Source organism: Paenibacillus sp. BR1-192, assembly GCF_029542445.1.
Taxonomy (GTDB): Bacteria; Bacillota; Bacilli; order Paenibacillales; family Paenibacillaceae; genus Paenibacillus_AQ; species Paenibacillus_AQ lautus_A.
Genome location: NZ_CP120718.1, coordinates 2,860,776 through 2,877,380, shown reverse-complemented (window position 1 = coordinate 2,877,380; position 16,605 = coordinate 2,860,776). Strand labels below are relative to the sequence as shown.

Below are 16,605 nucleotides of genomic sequence, written 5' to 3'. Positions count from 1 at the left end.
TCTCTCCCACTCCTCATATACATTGTGATCTACTCAATCGGGTTAGTTGTGCTCCACTGGAATTTGATGAGTCTTTGCAAACTCTTCCAATCTTTCGCCCATGGCTTTGGTATCGTAAAGATTCATCATTCGTGAGAACACCCAGTTGCCTGCTTTTCCCTTGCCTTGGATCACGACGGAACCCGAAGCCAATTTGATCTTCTCGATATCCGATACGGCCAGACGGCGTTCCCGGTTGAACTTCATGGTCGACACGGAGGCCCGCTCTATCTTCAAATAAGGCTTGCGGAGAAATATCATGAGCGCCAACAGGATATACAAGCTGACGCCAACCCAATTCAATACATCATTGCTTCCGCCGGCTGCCTGTGAAGTTGCCGTTCCGAGAAGCGCATACAAACCGGCCAATGCAACAAGCACTAACGGAAGTACATACTTACGTCCCTTAAACACGTCATGCTTATCATTAATCGCAGACCCTTGATACGAGGTCAATCCCTGCTTTTTGCGCTGTTTGTTAAGTTGCGACATATTTTTGCTGACTTTTCTTTCCCATGAACGTGACATTTGGTTCCCCCTGAACTCATAATCAAAATGTTTATAAACCATATAAACTTGGGGTAACCGTAATCGATTATCCGAATGGCCGGTACCCCAAGTATTATTATGCTATCCTTCGATCTGTTCACGGATCCTCTGAATATATATCCTTGAACGGTTATCGACTAGTGCTTTAATCGCGGGCCGCCTTTTTGTTCGTTTTCATCAACCCATTCAATCGATTCCAGCTGTTGTCTAAAGTTACTGCGAATATTGTTAAGGTATATTTCCCGAAGCTCGGCCCGCTCTTTGAGCTCCTCCTCGGTCAACCCTTCATTCTTCTTCTTTCTTGCTAATACATTGATGCGTTCTACCAAAGTATCGATGTCCATGACTTCTCCTCCAATTTCGATATCATGTATAACTTAAACATGTGAAAAAGAGCTTGTCAAGGCAACTGCGCCCTTGCAAACTCTTCTAAGAACAAATAGGAATATATGATGCGCATAAACGAATACCGTCTATGGGGAGGTAATCTATAGTTATCTATTGTAAACGCGCTATTACGCGTAAATGATTCAATCTGACAAGCAGAATATGATGTGTCATTAAACAGGAAGTAACCAGCAGTATGTGGTGATTATATGGAGTATGAATGCCAATTGGTTAGAAGCAACGTCAAATCACCAAACCGGCAATGACAGCACTTCCCCAGCCTGTATGTCCGGACCCTTCAATCCGTTCATTCTTCGTATGCTATCCAGATATACGCGTGTATCCATATCCGCAGGTTTGTGAAGGGAAGCAATTCGCCACAAGCTATCGCCATATTGAACGATCACCTGCTTCTCTCCAGTCGGCTTCTCTGTCCCACCGGCAAAAACGGAATATGCACCTGTCCAAAAGATGGCCACAATTAGCAGGGTGAACAACAGTTTATTCAAAGGGATCGAAGCTATCTTCGATTTCAAGTAAATGCCCCAAGTCTTCGATGATTGTTCTGTTACCACCGGAACGTTCTCATAAATGCTGCGGTATGTACTGTATTTCAACATGGAATCATCATCTCCCAAACAAGTGTTCTCTTATGGATTCATCTTAACACGAACACTTGTTTGATTCAATACCCAAAAGAACATTTGTTCTATTTTTATTTTAGAACTTATGTTTGTACGAACGGTAGTTCTATGTTATAATTTTCCCAAACGTTACTAAATGGGGTTGATACGGCATGTCGAAAATATCCAGCCGCCAGCTGGCGATCTTAGAGTTTATCCGCAACGAAGTTCGTAGCAAGGGTTACCCGCCTTCTGTCCGGGAAATCGGCGAGGCTGTCGGACTAGCTTCCAGTTCTACGGTCCATGGTCATCTGGACCGTTTGGAGAAGAAAGGCCTGATCCGCCGTGACCCTACGAAACCAAGAGCGATCGAGCTGCTTGGCCAAGAAGAATCCGAGAGCGCGAATCTGTTTACGCACACCATTGCCAGAGTGCCTGTCGTCGGGAAAGTCACAGCAGGCGTGCCGATTACGGCCATGGAGAACATTGAAGACTATTTCCCGCTCCCGCAGCATTACGTGGGCGACGATAAGGTGTTCATGTTGTCCGTAGTCGGCGACAGTATGATTGAAGCCGGTATTCACAGCGGTGACTACGTCATCGTTCGCCAGCAGCAAACCGCGGACAATGGTGACATTGTCGTAGCAATGACAGAAGAAGATGAAGCAACCGTGAAGACCTTCTATAAGGAGAAGGATCATGTACGATTGCAGCCGGAGAATCCTACCTATGAGCCGCTGCGCTTGAACCATGTTACGATTCTCGGGAAAGTGATCGGTCTCTTCAGGGACGTACACTAATTCCATAGAATTATGAATAAGAGGTTACCTTCCTTATATTGGAATGGTAACCTCTTTTTTAGGACATGCACTAGAACGTTCCGGTCTTACGCAACACTAGAACCAACGCATTTTGCTTAAGATCTAATTGATACATTCTTTCAGAAACATAGTCCGGCGAACCTTCGCCTCCCGGTCCCTCCGTAGACTGCAGAACTAGCTTATTCTCCTTCACCTCGGGAGCCGTACCTGGTCTATAATACGAAAAGTAGGATAACAAGGACTCATCCTGAAATCGAAGCTGCACGGCATTACCCGTTTCATGCTCTACGGCGAACGCATAGATTTGTATGCCATGACAGTCCCTATATTGCGGTGCGAGTATAAATACATCGGCATCTTGAAACGGCAGGCGAATCATATCAACCGGAGCAGATGTCGGTTGAATAAATGTAAGCCCCTCCAGCGTAGTGACTTCATTTGTAACTTGGTTAGTGCTATACTGCACGCTGTAGTTTCCGGTAAACGACCGATCCGTTTCGATACCGAAGCAGCTCGGTGCACCCAATGTCGTTATTTTTTCCTGTCCAACTGCAATAACGTTTAACCGTCCTTCATCCGTTACGCCTTGTGCCCGGATTGTCTCCTCCTTAGTAGGGGGCATAGTCCCTGCTCTCTGTTGTTCGTCCCCGCCATAAGGCAATTGAAAGGCAATTAAAATAATCAGAAGCATGAACCCGCCAGCTAATCCAACTTGTAAGTGCTGTCGACGTTTAGGTTTGCTGTCGGTGAAAATCACGGACCTATGCACGTTTTTTTTCATTTCGGACGTGAACTTTTCATTTGAAAAAGGAGCTTTTTTAGCACGGTTGTACCAGTCTGGTTTATCCTCACTCATCGTTCTTCTCCTTCATTAGTTTTTGTACTTTTTTCCTGGCCCGATGCAATCTGGATTTTACGGTGCCTATCGCAATATGAAGCAGCTTCGCAATCTCATGCATCGGCATTTCATAGTATAGGTCCAGGACCAATACTTCCCTAAGCTTGCTCGGCAAAGTCATAATCATTGCCCATATTTCATCCGTATACTGCTCGTCCCAATATTCCGCTTCTGCTGACCGGCTTGACGAACTGGCGGTAAGCTTGTCCTTAAGGATGACTTTCCGAAAGAAAAAAGCCTGTTTGTACCGAAACGCCGTATGTCGCGTGATCGTTAGCAGCCACGTTTTCAGCGTCGCCTGACCGCGAAAGGTATGTATGCCGTAATAGGCCTTAATAAAGGCTTCTTGTGCAATATCGTCTGCCAAGGCATGCTGTTTGGTCAAAAAATACGCATAATTCCACACATCGTTTCCATATTCATTCATAATTTTATCCAGCGTCTGGCTGTCCATGACCGTCATCTGCTTTAAGTATTCGAGCTCCAACCGATTCACCTCATCTAATTAGAGTCATGGAAGCGAGCAAAGGTTCCTTTTTTTCGCAAAATAAAAAAGAATCTCCCGTAGGTAAGGGAAGATTCTATTCTATAAAGTATAAACAACCCGATCTTTCATTTGCGCTAAAATGTAGATATAAAGACACTATTTAACATATTTAACTTACAATCTCTAATATTTAATGGTATTATTTAGGAGGTTGGCCGACCTAAACTGTTTTTGGGAGGTAGTTAAATGAAGAAATTATCCATAGCAACATTTATCGCAACGGTATTAATTCTTGCTACTGCTCATTCTGCCTTTGCAAATTCCCCAAGCCCGAACCCTGATTCAGATACAGCCACTATTCAGGCACTGACGAATTATGAAAGTGAGCCCAACGATAATTATGAATCGGCTGACACTGCCGTGTTGTATGAATGGGATAACGGTACAAACTATGGATATATTAGCAGCATGGGCGATCTTGATTTCTGGCACTTGCCGACTAATAACGCAAGTTCCTATAATATCAGTCTATATTCGCCTGGCTCTTACTTTAATTATAACTTTGCAGTCTACGAGAAAGTGCCTGGCCAAAATGGATATACTGAAGTTGCTCGCTCCTATGCAATAAACGGTGTCGCCGGCGTTAGTGTACCGGGATTAAAAAGCGACGGTACCATCCCTAATTACTATGTTATGGTATACGGGAACATGGGCTTCAATATATTAGATCCATACCGACTCACAATTCATGCTGTTTACTAATGAATTTTAAATGCTGAAATCATGTTTGCATTAAAAAATCCCCGCTGCCACTTGGCAGCGGGGATTCCTCTATTAATACATTGTAATGTACTGATCGCGTTCCCATTGGTGAACTTGCGTTCTATACATATCCCATTCGATCTCTTTCAGCTCGTAGAAGTGAGCCAGCGCATGGTCACCGAGTGCATCGGAAATGACTTCGCTGCGGATCAATTCGTTGAGCGCTTCCTTCAGGTTTGCCGGCAAGCTTGGGATGCCTTCCTCGATGCGCTCTTCTTCCGTCATCACGTAGATGTTGCGGTCGATCGGTGCCGGAAGCGACAGCTCACGCTTAACGCCGTCCAAGCCAGCTTTCAGCATGACAGCCAGAGCCAGATACGGATTCGCAGCCGGATCCGGGTTACGCACTTCGATGCGCGTGCTCAGACCGCGGGATGCTGGAATACGAATCATCGGGCTGCGGTTACTTGCAGACCATGCCACGTAGCAAGGTGCTTCGTAACCAGGCACGAGACGCTTGTACGAGTTCACCGTCGGGTTCGTGATCGCAGCAAACGCGCGTGCATGCTTAAGAATACCTGCCATATAGTTCCGAGCCGTTACGCTCAGGCCAAGCTCGTCGCTCTCATCAACGAACGCGTTCTCGCCGCCTTTGAAGAGCGATTGGTTGCAGTGCATGCCGGAGCCGTTTACGCCGAATAGCGGTTTTGGCATAAACGTTGCAATCAGCCCATGCTGACGAGCGATCGTCTTAACAACCAATTTAAAGGTTTGAATCTGGTCAGCCGCTTTGATCGCATCTGCGTACTTGAAGTCGATTTCGTGCTGGCCAGGCGCAACCTCATGGTGAGAAGCTTCGATTTCGAAGCCCATCTCTTCCAGCGTCAGCACGATATCACGGCGGCAGTTCTCGCCGAGATCCGTAGGCGCCAGGTCAAAGTATCCGCCTTGGTCATTCAGCTCCATCGTCGGATTGCCTTTTTCGTCGGTTTTGAACAGGAAGAATTCCGGCTCCGGACCGACATTCATGGAAGTGAAGCCCATCTCTTCGGCTTCCTTCAGTGCTCTCTTCAGAATGCCGCGAGGATCTCCCGCAAACGGGGTGCCGTCCGGCATGTAAACATCACAGATCAGACGTGCGACGCGATCCTCAGATACCCAAGGGAAAATCATGAAGGTATCCAGATCCGGGTACAGGTACATATCGGATTCCTCGATACGCACATACCCTTCGATGGAAGAACCGTCAAACATCATTTTATTATCAAGCGCTTTAGGCAGCTGGCTTACCGGAATTTCAACGTTTTTGATCGTTCCCAGCAAATCTGTAAATTGCAAGCGGATAAATCGAACATTTTCTTCTTTGGCGATGCGTAGAATGTCCTCTCTGGTATAACTCACTTTATCCTCTCCTTTTTAAATAAAAAACTAGACTCCATGAAGAATGACAGCATGGCAATCCTTATTTATTAAAAAACCGGGATAATTCCCCTTGAATCAATGAAACCTGACCCGGTCTTTTAGCGGTAATCAATTCCTGCTTCAGCAAACGGCGCAGCTGCGACTCCGACATCTCGCGGCGTCTGTTCTCCGTATCCGGCGTAATGACGGTAGCCTCTTCAGACTCTTTCGTGACCGGGTTCATGACTTGCTTAATACCGGCAATGTTCACGCCTTTTTCAATCAAAGCCTTAATCTCTAGCAGTCGCTCCACATCATTGAAGGAAAACAGGCGTTGGTTGCCCGACGTACGGGCTGGGACAATTAAATTATGCTGCTCATAATAGCGAATTTGTCTGGCAGATAGATCCGTAAGCTTCATAACAATGCCTATCGGAAATAACGCCATATTCCTCCGAATCTCATCACCCATATCTCATCAACCTTCCAAGTGGTTATTCTGATCCTATTGTACATTTCCTGATCAGCCACGTCAACCGCATGTAAGGATAACTTACAATAGTTTACGATCTTTCATGCTTTGGAGTGCCATAAGTACCCCATATTTAACATGAGAATAAGTCAAACCACCCTGCATGTAGCCGATATAGGGTGAACGGATAGGCGCATCCGCGGACAATTCCAGGCTTCCTCCCTGAATGAACGTGCCTGCCGCCATGATCACCGGATGCTCATATCCCGGCATATCCCAAGGTTCGGGAACCACATGGCTGTCCACGGCAGCGGCCCGTTGAATCCCTTGTACAAAAGCGATCAGATGTTCCGCTCCGCTAAAAGATACCGCCTGGATCAAATCGGTACGCTCATCCTGCCAGCCCGGCTTGGTCGTAAATCCCACGGCTTCAAACATCGCAGCAGCATAGACGCTTCCCTTGATGGCTTGCCCGACGGTGGAAGGTGCCAGGAATAAGCCCTGATAGATTCCTCGGGTTGTTCCCAGCATAGCCCCGACTTCACGTCCGATTCCGGGTGCAGTCAACCGATACGCCGCCTGCTCGACATAGGCTGCTTTGCCGCATATGTAGCCGCCGGTTTCGGCAATGCCGCCGCCAGGATTTTTGATTAGGGAACCCGCCATCAGATCAACGCCGACCGCCGTCGGTTCCAGACGCTCCGTAAACTCACCGTAGCAGTTATCCACAAACACGATTACATCCTCGCGAATGGACCGTATACGGCTTACCATCTCGCCAATCTGGGCAACGGTAAACGAAGACCGCCAATCATATCCCCGGGAACGCTGGATACCGATAACTTTCGTTGAAGGCGCGATGGCACTCTCAACCCGCTCCCAATCAATGTCCCCTTGTTCTGTCAGGGCCACCTCACGATAGCCGATACCGAAATCGCGCAGCGATCCGGTGCCGTCCCCGGGCTCGCCAATGACTTTATGCAGCGTGTCGTAGGGACGCCCTGTAATATAGAGCAGCTCATCTCCCGGTCGTAATACACCAAACAAAGCCGTCGAGATCGTATGGGTACCCGAAGCAAAATGGGGCCGGACCAGGGCCGATTCGGCTCTGAATACGTCAGCGTAAACTTCATCCAGCACTTCACGGCCACGATCATTATAGGCATAGCCGGTGGAACCCGCAAAATGGAAATCACTCACCTGAAATTTCTGGAAAGCATCAATGACCTTCCACTGATTAAAATCAACAATGGTGTCAATCTCCCGTATACGCCGACTGATTTTGGACTCAATCTCACTGCTCAATTCAAGTATATCTTGCGAAAATCTTGCCATGACAAACTGCTCTCTCCTCTTATACACATGATGTCTCACATCTTAACACATATTTTTGTTACATAGAACTCATCAACGTTTCAAAACCGCCCCGAACACGCAATATAAGCCCCTGAACAGGGGCTTATGCGAATTTACTACCTATGCTTAAGATCCATTCTGAACGTACTCATGAAGCAAATAACCCATCTTTTCATAATCCGCTTTATTGATCCGGACCTCATAGAGGATATCATTCTCGTCAAAAGACTGCTCCAGCACGTCTCCGACCCGGTATACTACCGAGTTCAAATCGCCGCGGTCGGCCGGAATCCGGAACGTGACGTTGCCTCCGGAGAGCCGGTCCTGAATCGCTTCGCGCACCGATTCCAAATCCTGATCGACGTACGCGCTGATCTTTAATTGCCCCTCACCCGTCGGCAGCATTTCCAACTGCCCCGGCTCACATGCATCCTTTTTGTTAAACAGGACGATTTGAGGTTTATCGGCGGCACCCAAATCCTGAAGAATGGACTGAACCACCGCCATCTGTTCGTCCCGCATAGGTGAAGAAGCATCCACGACATGAAGGATCAGATCGGCTTCGTTTGCTTCTTCCAGCGTCGCACGGAACGCAGCCACCAGATCATGGGGAAGATTCTGTATGAATCCTACGGTATCCGTAAGCACGACTTCTTTGCCGCTTGGCAGCTCCAGCACGCGCGAAGTGGGATCCAGCGTCGCAAACAATTGATTTTCGATATAAACGTCTGCGGCCGTTAACCGATTCAACAAAGTCGATTTGCCGGCATTGGTGTAACCGACAAGCGCAACCTGCACGGCCCCGCTCTTCTTCCGGCGTTCCCGATGGAGCGTCCGATGCCGGGTGACTTCATCCAACTGCCGCTTCAGATCGCTGATTCTGTCGCGAATATGCCTGCGGTCGGTTTCGAGCTTGCTCTCCCCCGGTCCGCGCGTCCCGATTCCCGCTCCGAGCCTGGACAGATTTTTGCCATGTCCCGACAACCTCGGGAGCAGGTACGTAAGCTGGGCCAGCTCCACCTGGATAATTCCCTCACGCGTTTTCGCCCGCTGCGCGAAAATATCCAGAATCAATTGAGTCCGGTCGATAATCTTGACATCAAGCGATTCTTCCAGATTTCGAACCTGCGCCCCCGATAATTCCTGGTCGAATATGGCCGTGGTTGCGCCTAAGCCATCAATCGCCATGCGCAGCTCTTCGACTTTCCCTTTGCCGATGAACCATTTGGAATCCGGCACTTCCCTATTTTGCGTAATGACATCCAGCACCTCTACCCCAGCGGTTTCGGCCAGCTGAACCAGCTCCTGCAGCGAGTGTTCCGGATTAATCCCGGTGCGTTTAACCGCGTCCGTTACCAAACTGACCAGAACGGCCTTATCTTCGATCTCTGTCCGGGTATCATGCGTTATATTTGTCATATAGCCAACTCCTTCTAACGATACGTCTCCTAATTTAACTAACCGCTGCTGCCTGCAATAAACATTATGATCCAAAGAAAGCAGCGTTACCCCTTCATTATGTTCGAAGACAAGCTTAAAATCATTGTAATTTTCCGTTTAACTTAAAGTCCTCCGGCCGCAGGGTCATAAGCTCCAGCTTGCCGGGATTTCCGGTTACGTACTGATTCAGCAGCCGAACCGATTGATTCCTTATCGATTTCTCGATGACATTCCTTACATAACGTGCATTACTGAAGGCGTGTAGTCCGTGATCCTTCTCCATCTGCAGGTGTTCCTTGAGCTTGCTCAGCGACTGCGGCATCAAGATATAATCCCTCTCCTTCGCCATCAGCTCGGAAATCTGGATCAGTTGATCCAGATTGTAATCGGGGAAGTCCATCTGGATCGGAAAACGGGAATAGAGACCGGGATTCGAATCCATAAAAAAATCGATCTCGTCGCTGTAACCCGCCAGAATAAGAATGAACTGGTTTTTATGATCCTCCATGGCTTTGACAAGCGTATCGATCGCTTCCTTGCCAAAATCCTTCTCGCCTCCGCGCGCGAGGCTGTAGGCCTCGTCGATGAACAAAATGCCACCCAACGCCTTCTTGACCAGTTCCCTGGTCTTTTGTGCCGTGTGGCCGATATATTCGCCTACGAGGTCCGCCCGCTCCACTTCGACCAGATGACCCTTATTCAGCACGCCCATCTTCTGAAACAGCTTCGCCACGATGCGGGCGACCGTCGTTTTGCCCGTACCGGGATTTCCTTTGAAAATCATATGGTATACATGACCGCCGCTTAATAAGCCTGCTTCCGAACGCATCTGGGCTACTTGAAGCAGAGCATAGATTTCAAACACCAGGTCTTTGATCTGTTCGAGACCTACCAGCTGATCCAGCTCTTTTTGTATTTCCTGGAATAGACTGTGCTGGGAAACAGGGTTCGGCGAAGGGGCCGGTTCGCGTTCCGGAACCGCACTGCTGATGAGTGGGGGTTCCGCGCTGCGGAGCACGACATTTATCTGCCGGGATGGCCGTCCTTCAGATCGGCCGTTAGCGGCCGTTACACGCCCGTTCATTGCTCCTCACCTCTTTATCCAAAGGGCTGACTATCTATTCCAATGTATTCTATTTACAGCCTGCTTATTAGAAGTTTCGTCCTCATAGGACACCCATGGCGATCAACAGCCGATCCGCCGTCCATTTCGTATAAGCCAGCACTTCCCGGGACTTGTGCTTGGCCATGGGCAGAACGGTAGATTCCGTCAGCGACATCGAGGGTTGATCGTAGCCAAGGGCTGTTGCGACCTCCATGGCCCTCGTCCCGTGGTAATCATGGGTTACAATGATAGCGGTGTTCCACCCGTGCTCCTCCATGATCGCTTGGCTGTATAGCAAATTCTCGTAAGTGCTCGTAGCTTCGTTCTCAAGGAAGATTCGTTCTTCGGGCACCCCTGCCTCGACCAGGAAGTTTCTCATCCCCTCGGCTTCGGTATAATTGTAGTCGGGTTTATCCAGACCGCCTGTAACAATGAAGGTATCAAATCGACCGGCATTATACTCAACCAGCGCATGCTCAAGGCGTTCGCGAAGGCCGGGACTTGGTTGATCCCCCCACATGGAGGCGCCCAAAATGATGCCGACGTCCGCTTTCTCCGCCGGTCTGCTGACGGCGCTTTCGATTTTCCAATACGCATAACCTGACCATAAAACTCCGAGAACGACGAGCGAGAGCAGGGTATAGATCCCTCGCCGATACCACGCTCTCTTTCTTGTGCCTGCGGTCGGCAGGCCTTTATGTATTTCCTGACGCATTATTTCTTCCTCCTGAACTCTCCGTTATGAAATAACTGGTCGCGATGCTTCAGTGACATCATAAAGTAAGGAAATTCATGTGCGTCGATGGCCCGAAGCAGGTTCCGAGCAGTCACCTTGGCAAGCCTGTAATCATCCCGGGTAATATCATTCCGGCGCAGGGCATCCTCAAGCTCATCTTCATCCAGCAAGAACACTTCGCCATTCTTGACGACCACAACGTCCAGGTATAGATCGTCAAACCATGGAACGCCCTGATCGGTTACACCCTGTTTCTTGCAAATATCGATATACCATTGAACAATATTTCGCTTGTCGTCAAACATGGCCGTAACGATGTAATGGCTGTCCTTGGGATAATACTGCAGCCATGAATAGCCTTTGTCCGCGATTCGGTAAGTATGACGGCCATACGTCTTCCACAACGGTTCTTTCAGGCCATAGATGGTATATAACGTGAGATACCCTGTAAATTGCTCACATTCCACATACCGGGAAGTGAAGTGCCGGCGCGTGATACGGCGCCAATTCGCCCGATCTCCGAATTTACGTTTCATGGAACTTTTCCTCCCCATTCGTATTCCCAGCTTACCACATTTGGGTAACACACTCAAAACAAAGAAGCCTCCGCAAACATGCGGAGGCTTCCGAATTTATTATGGGCTGTCTTGGGACTGGTCAGGCGCGTTCGCCGGATCCGACGGATCCACGATCGTTCCCGGAACCGTAGGGATATTGCCGCTATCCGTGTCGGTTCCTCCCGTGCCACCGTCACCGGAGCTCGTTCCATCTCCTGAGCCGTCCGTTCCGTCGCCGGGATTTTGGCCATCCTGACCATTCCCAGATCCGTTTCCATTGTCAGGCGGAGTCGTTCCGTTTCCGTTGCCGTTTCCATTCCCATGGCCTTCGCCATTGCCATTGCCCGGTTCGCCCGAACCGTTGCCGTTTCCGTTACCATTCCCATTGCCGTTACCATTCTCATTACCCGGCATCTCGTTTCCTTCCCCGTTCTCACCATTATCCACCGGTGGCGGTTCTTGAGTGTCTCCCGGATCGGGTTCCAGATCCTCAGGCGGCAATTCCTCGGAAACAGCCACGATCTGCAAAATGTTCGAAGGTTCCGATTCATCGCCGGTTGATGGATCGAAGGCCGTTACGTAATAATCGTATGTCAATCCTTCCATCGCACTCATATCCTCAATGGAGGTTCCACCCAAAGAATCGAGGATGCGCGTGTACTCGGACTCGGACGTTTCCTTACGGTATATGCGGTACTGAACATTGCCTTGAACCGGATTCCAGCTCAGTGATACGGTCTGGGTCTCCCCGTTATAAGAGCCCGTCAAACCGCTGACTGCGCTTAATGCCGGTTCTTCTACAGGCGGCTGTACCGGCTCGACATTCGGGAAATTCTTGGCTTCATAGCCTTGAACCGCCTTCTCCATCACTTTGCCCCATAAGGAAGCAGAGATCGAGCTGCTTCGCTTCAGCAGATGCTGGCGGTCAGGATTATCGTAACCCATCCATACAGCTGCCGTTAATTCCGGCGTATAGCCGACAAACCATACGTCGCGGTTCGAGCTGACGCCCTTGTAGCCGCTCTGCGTGGTTCCCGTCTTACCGGCTACCGGACGGCTGATCCGGGCATTCTTACCCGTTCCGTCCTCTACGACGCGGCGCATCATGTCCGTCATTTGCGAAGCCGTCGTCTCGCTCATCACGCGCTTCCCTTTGCTGCCTTTGTTCTCATGCACAACCTTGCCTTTGTTGTCTTTAATTTGTTTGATCGCAAAAGCCTCTTTGAATTCTCCGCCATTGGCAAAAGCGCTGAAAGCTTGAGCCATCTCAAAGGTGTTCGTACCGGTATCCATGCCGCCGAGGGCCAAGGATAGGTTCGCATCCCCTTCGGACATCTTGATGCCGAGACTTTGCGCGAAATCAAATCCGGTTTTCACGCCGATTTGGTTCAACAGCCATACGGCCGGGATGTTCTCGGAACGCTGAATCGCTTCCGGCATGCCGATCGTCTCCGAGTAACCGTGCAGGTTATTCGGACAGTAATTGCTGCCGAAACACTGCTTCTTGTTGCTGAGTCTCGAATCCTTCGTAAATTTTCCGGATTCGAGCGCCGGTGCGTAGGATACAATCGGCTTCAAAGCGGAGCCCGGCTGACGACGGCTGTCGGTAGCCCGGCTGAACCCGCCGCGCGTATACTCCCGACCGCCGACCATGGCGACGATCCCGCCGGTCTCTTGGTTAATGATGACCATGGAGCCTTCGACCTGCACGTCATCCGGACTTTCTTCGAAGTTGGCCGGATTATTGAATTCCTCTTCCATGGCCGTCTGGGCATTCACGTCCATCGTGGTATAAATCTGATAACCGCCAATGTTAACGTCATCCTCGGTAAGGCCCCACTTCTCTTCGGCCTCTTCCATGACATAATCGATAAACGCCGTATACTTCTGTTGTCTTTCAGGCGGCGTATAGGCATAGTCCACCTTCTTGGCTTCCGCTGCCTCTTCGGCCGTGATATATCCCTGTTGTTCCATCAGGGTAAGGACGACCGCGCGCCGCTCTTTGGAAAGGTCGGGATTCTTGAGCGGATTATAGCGGGACGGCCCTTTCGGCATTGCCGCAAGCGTCGCCATTTCCCATAAATCCAGCTTGTTCAGATCCGACTTGCCGAAATAACGCTCGGATGCGGCTTTGATGCCGTAATAAGGTCCACCGAAGTTAATCCGGTTCAAGTACATCTCGATAATTTCTTGTTTGCTGTGCTGACGCTCAAGCGCCAGCGCGATCGACATTTCAGTCGCCTTACGGAAGAATGTTTTGTCCCGGGTAAGGAATATATTCTTCGCCAGCTGCTGCGTGATCGTGCTTCCGCCTTCCACCATGGACCGGGCCATGATATCCTTGACGGCTGCACGGCCGATCGACCACATGTCCACGCCGTTATGCTCCATGAACCGTTTATCTTCAGTTGCAATGAATGCTTGTATCAATTTCTCCGGAATATCCTCGTACTTCACGGGATCGCTCTTCTGCAGGGACAACTCGCCCATCAGCGTTCCGTTGCGGTCATAAACTTTGGAAGTACCGTAAGCGGTCAATTTATCCTGATTCTGTTCCAGCAGCTTTTCTCCGCTGATCAGGATGAACAAATAACCTGCAAGCGCGCAGAAGATCGCAATGACGGCCGTGAAAAACAGCGCCCATGCAATTCGCTTTCCCTTGCCCTTTTTCTTCTTCGCATTCGGTTTCGTGGTTTTGGACGTCTTCGAGTTGTCTTTGTTTTTATTCAACCGAGACATCTGATTATCTTTTCCAGCCATTTGTCCCCCTCCTTACTCCCTTGCGGGATCAAACCTTCTGACTCTCGAGTGGTGCCTCGGAAAGAAAAGAACAACCTTCTCAGGTTGCTCTCTGCACTCCTTATAAGCTAAACGAATTATAAACCAAAAAGTTTCAAATTAATCAAAGGCGGTATGATTTTTTGCTCTCTATGAATCCATTCTAAAATCTATTGTTCGCTGTTGTTATCCTGCATCAGGGACACATTACGCTGCGGCATGAACGTGGAGATAGCATGCTTGTACACCATTTGCTGACGGCCGTCGCTGTCAATCACGATGGTAAAATTGTCAAAAGCTTTGATCGTTCCACGGATCTGAAAGCCGTTTGTAAGGTATACCGTGGCCGGAATGTTCTCTTTGCGCAGTTGGTTCAAGAACGTGTCTTGGATGTTAATGGACTTGTTCATTAGCCGTACCCCCAATGGTTCAATTAGATTGTTTTGAAAATATATTCAAGATTTCAGTGAAACTTTCCTGCTATTATAGCACGGATTTTTTGATAGTTAGCAGAAAAATTTCCCGAGTCGGTGACGTCTACCCACTCGATGTCCTTCATGTGGCGAAACCAAGATAGCTGCCGCTTAGCGAAACGGCGCGTATCGCGCTTAAGCAGCACGACGGCCTCCTCGTAGCTGAACTCCCCTTTAAGGTACGACACGATTTCCTTGTAACCCAGCCCTTGCATGGATACAAGCCCCGGAGCGAACCCTTTGTCCATGAGCGCCGCCACCTCATCAACAAGTCCTTGGCTCAGCATAAGGTCAATTCGCTCTTCAATACGGTTATATAGCATTTGCCTGTCCATTGTCAAACCGACCAAGCATAAGTCATAGGGAGACTGCTTGGTTTGAGGCGCCAGCTGGGCCGAAAGTGGGATGCCGGTCACATGAAATACTTCCAAAGCACGAACGACCCGGCGTAGGTCGTTAGGGTGAAGCCGCTCGGCAGTTTCAGGATCGGCTTCTGCCAATTTCTGATGGAGAGCCTCTGCTCCATGTTCATTGGCGAAGCGGAACTGCTCCTCCCGAAAAACTTCATCCGCTCCGGTCTCGCTGAACTGATAACCGTAGCATACCGACTCTACGTAAAGCCCGGTTCCGCCAACGATGAACGGAAGCTTCCCCCGTTCCGTGATCTCGGCGATCAGCCGCTGGCATTGCTCTTGAAATTCGGCTACCGAGTACGGGTGATCAGGTTCGTGAATGTCAATGAGATGGTGGGGGACGCCTTCCATTTCCTCCTCGGAAATTTTGGCCGTGCCAATATCCATGCCCCGGTATACCTGCATCGAATCGCCGGATATAATCTCACATCCGAATTCCTTCGCAATTTCAATGCTCATTTTGGTTTTGCCTACCGCTGTCGGTCCGATGAGAACCAGCAGCTTCGGTTTGGTTTCATCTGTCAATGGAAATCACTCCGTACGTTATTTTGGATTTTCCCCGTTCAGGCAGTGCAAAGCCGAGCCGCTCGAATTCTCCGCTGGACCGCGCTTCCTTCATGACGACGGTTTTGCGCGCGACCCTGATCGCTTCCCTCACGCTTTCCGCATCCAAAGGCTCGCCGTTAGCATAATGCCTTAACGGGTTGATGGAAGCCGAGTCGGTGATCGGTTCGCGGAACATCGGGTCAAAATAGACAATGTCGACGCTTTGGTCCGGCAGCGATTTCAAATAATCCAGGTGATGGCTGTGCCTGACCTCGATTCGCCGCATCGCCTGATCGCTGGCTTCCAGATGGCTTTCATAGGTCCGTAGCCCCTCTTTCAGCAGCGCAAACAAAGGCAGCGAGCTTTCCAGGGCGGTGATCCGGCTGTTCGCCCCTCCCTTGCCCGAGAATACCAGGGAATCGGCTCCAAGGCCCGCCGTGCAATCCAGCACGGAGTCCCCTTCCTCCATCCCCGATGCCTCCAGCATGGGATCGGGTTTTCCGTTCAGCACCCGCTTCAATCGGACAAAGCCCATGCTCGGGTGAAATTCCATGACAGAGCCGCCAGGTCCGCTCAAACGCACATGTCCGTTCAGTACCACCAGTACGTCGTCGTCCCCGAACCTGCGGGCTAATTTTCGCAATGAATGGCCGCTGCGCTGGACGTAACGGCAGCCGGTTTCCTGGGCTAAACGTTTGGCGCGCTCGACGATGTCCGGCGCTTCCGCTTCTCCAGTTGTAATGATCATGAAGGTCCTCCTTG

The 16,605-nt window shown here is 49.8% G+C and carries 18 protein-coding genes; 2 read left to right on the top strand and 16 right to left on the bottom strand.

Annotated elements, in window-relative coordinates:
• Positions 1-42: 42 nt before the first annotated feature.
• The 3 genes from P0X86_RS12855 to P0X86_RS12845 form a co-directional block, all read right to left on the bottom strand.
• A complete protein-coding gene (locus P0X86_RS12855; RefSeq protein WP_009596012.1) occupies positions 43-567 on the bottom strand; it encodes a hypothetical protein in 525 nt (174 codons plus the stop codon).
• A gap of 158 nt (positions 568-725) precedes the next feature.
• Positions 726-932 carry a DUF896 domain-containing protein gene (locus P0X86_RS12850; RefSeq protein ID WP_015734670.1) on the bottom strand — a complete coding sequence of 69 codons (207 nt, stop codon included), beginning with the start codon at positions 930-932 and terminating at the stop codon, positions 726-728.
• A gap of 291 nt (positions 933-1,223) precedes the next feature.
• On the bottom strand, positions 1,224-1,595 hold the full coding sequence (locus P0X86_RS12845; protein ID WP_009596006.1) for a LysM peptidoglycan-binding domain-containing protein: 372 nt from the start codon (positions 1,593-1,595) through the stop codon (positions 1,224-1,226).
• A gap of 176 nt (positions 1,596-1,771) precedes the next feature.
• Between P0X86_RS12845 and lexA the strand changes: the two genes are divergently transcribed.
• Positions 1,772-2,398 (top strand): transcriptional repressor LexA, encoded by a 627-nt coding sequence (lexA, locus tag P0X86_RS12840; protein ID WP_009596010.1) that lies wholly within the window; start codon positions 1,772-1,774, stop codon positions 2,396-2,398.
• Positions 2,399-2,468: 70 nt separating this feature from the next.
• Here lexA and P0X86_RS12835 read toward each other — a convergent pair whose 3' ends face one another.
• A complete protein-coding gene (locus tag P0X86_RS12835; protein ID WP_277748615.1) occupies positions 2,469-3,275 on the bottom strand; it encodes a hypothetical protein in 807 nt (268 codons plus the stop codon).
• On the bottom strand, positions 3,268-3,813 hold the full coding sequence (locus tag P0X86_RS12830) for an RNA polymerase sigma factor (protein ID WP_430623458.1): 546 nt from the start codon (positions 3,811-3,813) through the stop codon (positions 3,268-3,270). The genes P0X86_RS12835 and P0X86_RS12830 overlap by 8 nt, the downstream gene beginning before the upstream one ends.
• A gap of 237 nt (positions 3,814-4,050) precedes the next feature.
• Between P0X86_RS12830 and P0X86_RS12825 the strand changes: the two genes are divergently transcribed.
• Positions 4,051-4,566: a hypothetical protein gene (locus tag P0X86_RS12825; protein WP_192572359.1), complete on the top strand. Its 516-nt coding sequence runs from the start codon at positions 4,051-4,053 to the stop codon at positions 4,564-4,566.
• A gap of 72 nt (positions 4,567-4,638) precedes the next feature.
• Here the strand turns inward: P0X86_RS12825 and glnA are convergent, their stop codons facing one another.
• The 11 genes from glnA to P0X86_RS12770 all read right to left on the bottom strand — a co-directional run bounded on the left by glnA (position 4,639) and on the right by P0X86_RS12770 (position 16,591).
• The gene (glnA, locus tag P0X86_RS12820) at positions 4,639-5,967 is read right to left on the bottom strand and encodes a type I glutamate--ammonia ligase (protein ID WP_015734665.1); all 1,329 of its coding nucleotides are present in this window, start codon (positions 5,965-5,967) and stop codon (positions 4,639-4,641) included.
• Between the two features lie 61 nt (positions 5,968-6,028).
• On the bottom strand, positions 6,029-6,439 hold the full coding sequence (locus P0X86_RS12815) for a MerR family transcriptional regulator (protein WP_006209652.1): 411 nt from the start codon (positions 6,437-6,439) through the stop codon (positions 6,029-6,031).
• 81 nt (positions 6,440-6,520) lie between these two features.
• Positions 6,521-7,774: a methionine gamma-lyase family protein gene (locus tag P0X86_RS12810; protein ID WP_277748614.1), complete on the bottom strand. Its 1,254-nt coding sequence runs from the start codon at positions 7,772-7,774 to the stop codon at positions 6,521-6,523.
• Positions 7,775-7,921: 147 nt separating this feature from the next.
• Positions 7,922-9,214 (bottom strand): GTPase HflX, encoded by a 1,293-nt coding sequence (hflX, locus tag P0X86_RS12805; protein ID WP_096773370.1) that lies wholly within the window; start codon positions 9,212-9,214, stop codon positions 7,922-7,924.
• A gap of 121 nt (positions 9,215-9,335) precedes the next feature.
• Entirely contained in the window at positions 9,336-10,319 is a 984-nt protein-coding gene (locus P0X86_RS12800; protein WP_096773369.1) for an AAA family ATPase, read from the bottom strand.
• An 82-nt stretch (positions 10,320-10,401) separates the two neighbouring features.
• Positions 10,402-11,055, bottom strand: a complete 654-nt coding sequence (locus P0X86_RS12795; protein ID WP_192572408.1) for a YdcF family protein — start codon at positions 11,053-11,055, stop codon at positions 10,402-10,404.
• Positions 11,055-11,612: a ribonuclease FAU-1 family protein gene (locus P0X86_RS12790; RefSeq protein ID WP_015734660.1), complete on the bottom strand. Its 558-nt coding sequence runs from the start codon at positions 11,610-11,612 to the stop codon at positions 11,055-11,057. The genes P0X86_RS12795 and P0X86_RS12790 overlap by 1 nt, the downstream gene beginning before the upstream one ends.
• Positions 11,613-11,711: 99 nt before the next feature.
• Positions 11,712-14,393, bottom strand: coding sequence for a PBP1A family penicillin-binding protein (locus P0X86_RS12785; RefSeq protein ID WP_277748613.1), 2,682 nt, complete (start codon positions 14,391-14,393; stop codon positions 11,712-11,714).
• Between the two features lie 188 nt (positions 14,394-14,581).
• On the bottom strand, positions 14,582-14,821 hold the full coding sequence (gene hfq / locus P0X86_RS12780; RefSeq protein WP_009590863.1) for an RNA chaperone Hfq: 240 nt from the start codon (positions 14,819-14,821) through the stop codon (positions 14,582-14,584).
• A 53-nt stretch (positions 14,822-14,874) separates the two neighbouring features.
• Complete coding sequence (miaA, locus tag P0X86_RS12775; RefSeq protein WP_096773366.1) at positions 14,875-15,822, bottom strand: tRNA (adenosine(37)-N6)-dimethylallyltransferase MiaA; 948 nt, start codon at positions 15,820-15,822, stop codon at positions 14,875-14,877.
• A complete protein-coding gene (locus P0X86_RS12770; protein WP_277748612.1) occupies positions 15,812-16,591 on the bottom strand; it encodes a class I SAM-dependent methyltransferase in 780 nt (259 codons plus the stop codon). The genes miaA and P0X86_RS12770 overlap by 11 nt, the downstream gene beginning before the upstream one ends.
• Positions 16,592-16,605: the final 14 nt, after the last annotated feature.

Coding starts and splice junctions, on each gene's coding strand:
- P0X86_RS12855 (WP_009596012.1), bottom strand. CDS start 567: ATGTCACGTTCATGGGAAAGAAAAGTCAGCAAAAATATGTCGCAACTT.
- P0X86_RS12850 (WP_015734670.1), bottom strand. CDS start 932: ATGGACATCGATACTTTGGTAGAACGCATCAATGTATTAGCAAGAAAG.
- P0X86_RS12845 (WP_009596006.1), bottom strand. CDS start 1,595: ATGTTGAAATACAGTACATACCGCAGCATTTATGAGAACGTTCCGGTG.
- lexA (WP_009596010.1), top strand. CDS start 1,772: ATGTCGAAAATATCCAGCCGCCAGCTGGCGATCTTAGAGTTTATCCGC.
- P0X86_RS12835 (WP_277748615.1), bottom strand. CDS start 3,275: ATGAGTGAGGATAAACCAGACTGGTACAACCGTGCTAAAAAAGCTCCT.
- P0X86_RS12825 (WP_192572359.1), top strand. CDS start 4,051: ATGAAGAAATTATCCATAGCAACATTTATCGCAACGGTATTAATTCTT.
- P0X86_RS12815 (WP_006209652.1), bottom strand. CDS start 6,439: ATGGGTGATGAGATTCGGAGGAATATGGCGTTATTTCCGATAGGCATT.
- P0X86_RS12810 (WP_277748614.1), bottom strand. CDS start 7,774: ATGGCAAGATTTTCGCAAGATATACTTGAATTGAGCAGTGAGATTGAG.
- hflX (WP_096773370.1), bottom strand. CDS start 9,214: ATGACAAATATAACGCATGATACCCGGACAGAGATCGAAGATAAGGCC.
- P0X86_RS12800 (WP_096773369.1), bottom strand. CDS start 10,319: ATGAACGGGCGTGTAACGGCCGCTAACGGCCGATCTGAAGGACGGCCA.
- P0X86_RS12795 (WP_192572408.1), bottom strand. CDS start 11,055: ATGCGTCAGGAAATACATAAAGGCCTGCCGACCGCAGGCACAAGAAAG.
- P0X86_RS12790 (WP_015734660.1), bottom strand. CDS start 11,612: ATGAAACGTAAATTCGGAGATCGGGCGAATTGGCGCCGTATCACGCGC.
- P0X86_RS12785 (WP_277748613.1), bottom strand. CDS start 14,393: ATGGCTGGAAAAGATAATCAGATGTCTCGGTTGAATAAAAACAAAGAC.
- hfq (WP_009590863.1), bottom strand. CDS start 14,821: ATGAACAAGTCCATTAACATCCAAGACACGTTCTTGAACCAACTGCGC.
- P0X86_RS12770 (WP_277748612.1), bottom strand. CDS start 16,591: ATGATCATTACAACTGGAGAAGCGGAAGCGCCGGACATCGTCGAGCGC.